The following is a 7,585-nucleotide window of genomic DNA, read 5'->3' on the forward strand; positions in this document are numbered from 1 at the left end:
AGGGCGACCACGAGGATCTTGTGGGAGAAAGGGACGCCACGGTACCGCGTCACCACGGGCCGCGGGGAGACCCGCGCGTTCCGGGGCGTCCGGGGCGTGGCCCGCACAGGACAGAAGTTGACGGTCTACATGACGGTACCCAGCACGGTGACGGCCCGCGACCCGCGGCGCGCCCAGACGCGCCCCCGCCCGCCGGCCGGCACGAACACACGAGGTGAGACGCGGTGAAGGGCACAGTCGGAGAGCTGGGCGAGTTCGGGCTCATCAGAGAGCTCACGTCCCGGCTCACCTCCACCCCGGCGGTACGGATCGGGCCCGGCGACGACGCCGCGGTCGTCTCCGCCCCCGACCGGCGCGTGGTGGCCAGCACGGACATCCTCCTCGAAGGACGTCACTTCCGCCGCGACTGGTCGACGGCGTACGACGTCGGCCGCAAGGCCGCCGCGCAGAACCTCGCCGACATCGCCGCCATGGGCGCGGTCCCCACCGCCCTCCTCCTCGGCCTCGTCGTCCCCGCCGAACTCCCCGTGACCTGGCCCACCGAACTCATGGACGGCCTGCGCGACGAATGCCAGGTCGCGGGCGCGGCCGTGGTCGGCGGCGACGTCGTCCGGGGCGACACGATCATGGTCTCCATCACCGCCCTGGGCGACCTGCGCAACCACGACCCGGTCACCCGGGGCGGCGCCCAGCCCGGCGACGTCGTCGCCTACACCGGCTGGCTCGGCTGGTCCGCCGCCGGATACGCGGTCCTCTCCCGCGGCTTCCGCTCCCCCCGCGCCTTCGTCGAGGCCCACCGCAGGCCCGAACCCCCGTACCACGCGGGCCCGGCCGCCGCCGGGCTCGGCGCCACCGCCATGTGCGACGTCAGCGACGGCCTCATCGCGGACCTCGGCCACATCGCGGAGGCCAGCAAGGTCCGCATCGACCTGCGCTCCGGCCTCATCGACATCCCCACCCAGATGCACGACATCGGCCAGGCCGTCGGCGTCGACCCCATGCAGTGGGTGCTCACCGGGGGAGAGGACCACGCCATCGTCGCCACCTTCCCGCCGGACGTGAAGCTCCCCGCCCGCTGGAAGGTCATCGGGGAGGTCCTCCACCCCTCCGCGCTGCCCCAGGTCACCGTGGACGGAGCACCCTGGCAGGCGGCCGGCGGCTGGGACCACTTCGGGGAGACGGAGTGAGGCCGCCCCTGGTCCTCACCGTCGCCGGCTCCGACTCCGGCGGCGGCGCCGGCATCCAGGCCGACCTGAAGACGATGCTGGCGCTCGGCGTCCACGGCATGAGCGTCCTCACCGCCGTCACCGCGCAGAACTCCCTGGGCGTCCAGGGCGTCTGGGAACTGCCCGCGGAGGCCGTGCGCGCCCAGTACCGGTCCGTCGTGGACGACATCGGCGTCCAGGCCGTCAAGACCGGCATGCTGGCCACCGCCCCGCTGGTGGAGACCGTGGCGGAACTCCTCGCGGGCACCGACGCCCCCGTCGTCGTCGACCCGGTCGGGGTCTCCAAGCACGGGGACCCGCTCCTCGCCGCGTCCGCGCTCGACGCCGTACGGAAGGCACTGCTGCCCCGCGCGACCGTCGCCACGCCCAACCTGGACGAGGTGGCGCAGCTCACGGGGGTGCGCGTCGTGCACGAGAGCGACATGAGGACCGCCGCCGAGGCCGTCCTGTCGTACGGGCCGTCCTGGGTCCTGATCAAGGGCGGGCACCTGCCCACGGGCCGGGAGGCCGTGGACCTGCTCACCGACGGCGAGGAGGAGCACTGGCTCCGTGCCCCGCGCCACGACAACCGGCACACCCACGGCACGGGCTGCACCCTCGCCTCCGCCGTCGCCTCGGAGCTGGCCCGGGGGGCGGCGGTGCCGGAGGCCGTACGGCGGGCCAAGGAGTACGTGACCGGGGCCATCGGCGCCGGATTCGCCCTGGGCTCCGGCATAGGCCCGGTCGGCCACGGCTGGCGGCTCGGGGGCTGAGCCGGTGCGGGCCCGGGAGGCGTCACGCGCCCCCGGCCCTGCTTCCGGACCCGTTTCCGGGCACGGCAAAAGGCCGGCCCACCGAGGTGGACCGGCCTTTCAAGGCAACCGCAGGGGCTGCGCTACGACAGAACGTCGCGGTTAGCGCGAGACCTTGCCGGCCTTGATGCACGAGGTGCAGACGTTGAGCCGCTTCGGCGTCCGACCGACCACGGCACGCACGCGCTGGATGTTCGGGTTCCAGCGACGGGACGTACGGCGGTGCGAGTGCGAAATGTTGTTGCCGAAGCCCGGCCCCTTGCCGCAGACGTCGCAGTTGGCAGCCACGGGTCACTCCAAAGACTTCAGATTTACAGTGAAATCCGGCGCACCGGAATCAGGAGTCTGAAGTGGCTTGCCGGGGAACGGCCCGGTGTGGACCGGGCAACCGAAGCAGCATACAACGGCTGCTTCGGTACAACGAAACTACCATGGTCTGCGCCCGCCCCGTCCCGGGCCCCGGTCACCCGCGGGACACCCCGGGTCTACCCTGCGGTGATCCCACCGCCGAAGGAGGCCCCCGTTGTCGCGAGCCCTTCAGCCCGACGAGGAGCTCGTCGAGCTCGACGCCGAAGCGGTCCGGAGCTGGTGCGCGCGGGCCCTCGACGCCCTCGGCCGGGAGCGCGAGGAGATCGACGCGATCAACGTCTACCCCGTCGCGGACGGGGACACCGGCACCAACCTCTACCTGACGGCGGAGGCCGCCCACCGGGCCGTCGAAGCGGTCTTCGCCGCCTCCGCCCCGGACACCGCCGAGACCGTACGGGCCATGGCCCACGGCGCCCTCCTCGGCGCCCGCGGCAACTCCGGGACCATCTTCTCCCAGCTCCTGCGCGGCATGGCGGCCGTCCTCGCGCGGGGCCGCGACGGCGACCACCTCGCCCGCGCCCTCGCCGAGGCCGCGCGAGCGGCCCGGGAGGCCGTCGCCCACCCCGTGGAGGGCACCATCCTCACGGTGGCGAGCGCCGCCGCCGGGGCCTGCGCGGCGGGCGGCGGGCTCGTGCGGGTGGCCCGCGACGCCCACGAGGGCGCCAGGACCGCCCTCGCGGCCACCCCGGGCCAGCTGGACGTCCTCGGACGCGCCGGGGTCGTGGACGCCGGCGGCCGGGGGCTGGTGACCGTCCTCGGCGCCCTGCTGGAAACCGTCACCGGCCGCACCCCGCCCGACCCCGGGACCGCGCCGCTCCCGCCGGCCGCCCCCCGGGAGGAGTGCGCCGGCGACGGCGGGCCCGCCTACGAGGTGATCTACCTCCTGGAGGCCGGCGACGCGGCCGTCGAACTGCTGCGCTCCCGCCTCGACGCCCTGGGCGAGTCCCTGGTCGTCGTCGGCGGCGACGGACTCTGGAACGTCCACGTGCACGTGGACGACGCCGGCGCCGCCGTCGAGGCCGGCGTCGAGGCCGGCCGGCCGCACCGCATCCGGATCACCCACTTCGCGACCGCCGCGCACGCCCCGGCCCCCGGGGAGCGCGCCCGGCGCGCGGTCGTCGCCGTCGTCCCCGGCGAGGGCCTGGCCGGACTCTGCGCCGGGGCGGGCGCGACCACGGTACGGACCCGCCCCGGCGAACCGCCCACCGAGGACGAGCTCGCCGATGCCGTACGGCGGGCGCACGCGCGCGAGGTCGTCCTCCTGCCCAACGACGCCGACCTGCGCAAGACCGCCGCGGCGGCGGCCGAACGCGTCAGGGCCGAGGGCGTCCGCGTCGCCCTCATCCCCACCCGCGCCGCCGTCCAGGGCATCGCCGCCCTCGCCGTCCACGAACCCGGCCGGAGCTTCGACGAGGACGTCGTCGCCATGACGGCCGCCGCCGGGGCCACCCGCTACGCCGAACTCGCCGTCGCCGAACACCGCTCCTTCACCTCGGCCGGCGTCTGCCAGGCCGGCGACGTCCTCGGCCTCATCGAGGGCGACGTCGCCGTCATCGGCCAGGACCTCACCGAGACCGCCCGCACCGTCCTGGACCGGATGCTCTCGGCCGGCGGCGAACTCGTCACGCTCGTCGTCGCCGACGACACCCCGCCCGGCCTCGCCGCCGACCTCGAACGCCACGTCCGCCACGGCCACCTGGCCGTCGACACCACCACGTACCACGCGGGCGCGGGGGCCCCGCCGCTGCTCATCGGGGTGGAATAGACCCCCCGGCCGGGCGGCCGTCCACGGCCCCCGCCCCGGCTGTCGGTCCCGTGGTGTGCAATGGAACGCGTGCCCGCGCTCGACGAACCACTCAAGAAGGCCCTCGGCCCCGCCACCGCCAAGGTCATGGCCGAGGCGCTCGACCTGCACACGGTCGGGGATCTGCTCCACCACTACCCCCGCCGGTACGCCGAGCGCGGGGAGCTGACCACCCTCTCCGACCTGCCGCTCGACGAGCACGTCACGGTGGTCGCGCAGGTCGCCGACGCCCGTGTCCTGACCTTCAACGGCGCCAAGGGACGCGGTCAGCGGCTGGAGGTGACCATCACCGACGGCAGCGGCCGCGTCCAGCTCGTCTTCTTCGGCAAGGGCGTCCACAAGCCGCACAAGGAACTGCTGCCCGGCACCCGCGCGATGTTCGCCGGCAAGGTCTCGCTCTTCAACCGGCGCCTCCAGCTCGCCCACCCGTCGTACGAACTGCTCCGCGGCGACCGCGAGGAGGCCGTGGACACCTGGGCCGGAGCCCTCATCCCGATCTACCCGGCCAGCACCAAACTGGAGTCCTGGAAGATCGCCAAGGCCGTCGACGCGGTCCTGCCGAGCGCCGTCGACGCCGTCGACCCGCTCCCCGGCGCCCTGCGCGAGGGCCGCGGCCTCGCCGAACTGCCCGAGGCCCTGCGGATGATCCACCGGCCCCGCACCAAGGCCGACATCGCCGCCGCCCGGGAACGGCTCAAGTGGGACGAGGCGTTCGTCCTCCAGGTCGCCCTCGCCCGCCGCCGGCACGCCGACACCCAGCTGCCCGCCGTCCCCCGCGGCCCCGTCCCCGGCGGCATCCTCGACGCCTTCGACGCCAAGCTCCCCTTCACCCTCACCGAAGGCCAGGAGAAGGTCTCCGCGGAGATCTTCGGCGACCTCGCCACCGACCACCCCATGCACCGCCTCCTCCAGGGCGAGGTCGGAAGCGGGAAGGCCCAGCCCCTGGACTCCCTGGTGCTCACTCCCGCGGGTTTCCGGCGCATGGGCGACATGCGCGTGGGCGACGAGGTGATCGTGCCCACGGGGGACGTCGCCCTCGTCGACGGCGTGTTCCCCCAGGGGGAGCGGGACGTATGGCGCCTCGTCCTGTCCGACGGAAGCTCCGTGCAGTGCGACGACGAGCACCTGTGGATCGTCGGGACGAGCTGCGGATGGCACCGTGGCCAGTCCCCCAAGGTGATGACCACGAGAGAGATCCGCCACGACCTGCACAAGGCGAACGGGTCGTCGAAGTGGTACCTCCCTGTCGCGACCCCGGTCGACCTGGGAGGCGATTCCACGCTGCCGCTCGACCCCTACCTGCTCGGCGCGCTCCTGGGCGACGGTTCGTTCCGCCACAACCTGCGGTTGTCCACGATGGACGCGGAGATCCACGACGCCGTCGCGAACGTCGTGGCTCCGGATTGCCGGCTCGTTCCCGTCACCGGTTCCCGCTGCGACTACACCATCCAGTTGGCGCGACGCGCGGGCGGCGTGCGCAACCCGGTCATTCAAGCCCTGCGAGAGCTGGGTCTCTGGGGCCTTTCGTCGCACGACAAGTTCGTTCCCGAGCAGTTCAGGAACACATCGATCAAGTCGCGCCTGGCTCTCCTGCAAGGGCTGCTGGACACCGACGGCACCGTGGGCAAGGACGGCATGAGCGTGTCCCTCTGCACGGTTTCGCCCAGGCTCGCGGCGGACGTCGCCTGGCTCGTGCGCTCCCTCGGAGGAAGGGCACGCGTCCTGCCGAAGAAGGCGTCCCTCAATGTCTCGGTGGCGCTTCCGGAGGAGTACCCGCCGTTCCGGTTGACGCGCAAGGCGGAGCGAACGGGCCCACGGCCGAAATGCAACACCTTCAGGCGCGGGATCCGTGCGGTCGAGCACGTCGGACGGAAGCCCGTCCAGTGCATCAGCGTCGCCCACCCCGATCACGCCTACGTGACCGATCACTTCACCGTCACCCACAACACCATGGTCGCCCTGCGCGCCATGCTCGCCGTCGTGGACGCCGGGGGGCAGGCCGCGATGCTCGCGCCCACCGAGGTCCTCGCCCAGCAGCACCACCGCTCCGTCACCGAGATGATGGGCGAGCTGGCCGAGGGCGGGATGCTCGGCGGGGCCGAGCGCGCCACCAAGGTCGTCCTGCTCACCGGCTCCATGGGCACCGCCGCCCGCCGCCGGGCCCTCCTCGACCTGGTCACCGGCGAGGCCGGGATCGTCATCGGCACGCACGCGCTGATCGAGGACAAGGTGCGGTTCCACGACCTCGGCCTGGTGGTCGTCGACGAGCAGCACCGCTTCGGCGTCGAGCAGCGCGACGCCCTGCGCGGCAAGGCGCACTCCGGGGGGGAGAAGCGGGCCCCGCACCTCCTCGTCATGACGGCCACCCCCATCCCCCGCACGGTCGCCATGACCGTCTTCGGGGACCTGGAGACCTCCGTCCTCGACCAGCTCCCCGCCGGCCGCTCCCCGATCGCCAGCCACGTCGTCCCCGCCGCGGACAAGCCGCACTTCCTGGCGCGCGCGTGGGAACGCGTTCGCGAGGAGGTCGGGAACGGCCACCAGGCGTACGTGGTCTGCCCCCGCATCGGGGACGAGGAGGACCGGAAGACGAAGGCGAAGGCCCCCGCCGGGGACGAGGCGGAGAAGCGGCCCCCGCTCGCCGTCCTCGACGTCGCCGAGAAGCTGGGCGCGGGCCCCCTCGCGGGCCTGCGGATCGCGGTCCTGCACGGCCGCATGCACCCCGACGACAAGGACGACGTCATGCGCCGCTTCGCCGCCGGCGACCTCGACGTCCTCGTCGCCACCACCGTCATCGAGGTCGGCGTCAACGTCCCCAACGCCACCGCGATGGTGATCATGGACGCCGACCGCTTCGGCGTCTCCCAGCTCCACCAGCTCCGCGGCCGCGTCGGCCGTGGCTCCGCCCCGGGTCTCTGCCTCCTCGTCACGGAGATGCCCGAGGCGAGCCCCGCCCGGCAGCGCCTCGGCGCCGTCGCCTCCACCCTCGACGGCTTCGAGCTCTCCCGCATCGACCTCGAACAGCGGCGCGAGGGGGACGTCCTCGGCCAGGCCCAGTCCGGCGTCCGCTCCTCCCTGCGGGTCCTCACCGTCATCGAGGACGAGGAGGTCATCGCCGCCGCCCGCGAGGAGGCCACCGCCCTCGTCCTCGCCGATCCGGACCTCACCGCCCACCCGGGTCTGCGCACCGCCCTCGACGCCCTCCTCGACAAGGACCGGGAGGAGTACCTGGAGAAGGGCTGACCCCTGCGGGACCGCGGCCCGCCATAAGCTGGTGGTGGGGGGGGGGGGGCGGGCCCCCCCCCCCCACCCCACCGCCCCCCCCCCCAAACAAGCAAAACCCAGAAAACCCACCGGCCCCCGGCGGGCGGCCCCCCCGACCCCCCCCCCCAAAC

Annotated in this window: 5 protein-coding genes; 4 read left to right on the top strand and 1 reads right to left on the bottom strand. The window is 73.8% G+C overall.

The features are described from left to right. Positions 1–224: 224 nt before the first annotated feature. Both ACFYZY_RS04025 and thiD read left to right on the top strand, forming a co-directional pair. Positions 225–1,187, top strand: coding sequence for a thiamine-phosphate kinase (locus ACFYZY_RS04025; protein WP_388689215.1), 963 nt, complete (start codon positions 225–227; stop codon positions 1,185–1,187). Beyond that, positions 1,184–1,978 (top strand): bifunctional hydroxymethylpyrimidine kinase/phosphomethylpyrimidine kinase, encoded by a 795-nt coding sequence (gene thiD, locus ACFYZY_RS04030; protein WP_388689216.1) that lies wholly within the window; start codon positions 1,184–1,186, stop codon positions 1,976–1,978. Before ACFYZY_RS04025 ends, thiD begins: the two co-directional genes overlap by 4 nt. Before the next feature lie 141 nt (positions 1,979–2,119). Here the strand turns inward: thiD and rpmB are convergent, their stop codons facing one another. Beyond that, positions 2,120–2,305: a 50S ribosomal protein L28 gene (rpmB, locus tag ACFYZY_RS04035; protein ID WP_003957616.1), complete on the bottom strand. Its 186-nt coding sequence runs from the start codon at positions 2,303–2,305 to the stop codon at positions 2,120–2,122. 235 nt (positions 2,306–2,540) lie between these two features. Here rpmB and ACFYZY_RS04040 point away from each other — a divergent pair, with 235 nt between their 5' ends. Then, positions 2,541–4,151: a DAK2 domain-containing protein gene (locus ACFYZY_RS04040; protein ID WP_388689218.1), complete on the top strand. Its 1,611-nt coding sequence runs from the start codon at positions 2,541–2,543 to the stop codon at positions 4,149–4,151. A gap of 60 nt (positions 4,152–4,211) precedes the next feature. Next, positions 4,212–7,433, top strand: a complete 3,222-nt coding sequence (locus ACFYZY_RS04045) for a helicase-related protein (protein WP_388689219.1) — start codon at positions 4,212–4,214, stop codon at positions 7,431–7,433. Positions 7,434–7,585 lie beyond the last annotated feature (152 nt).

Source organism: Streptomyces sp. NPDC001744, assembly GCF_042892575.1.
Taxonomy (GTDB): Bacteria; Actinomycetota; Actinomycetes; order Streptomycetales; family Streptomycetaceae; genus Streptomyces.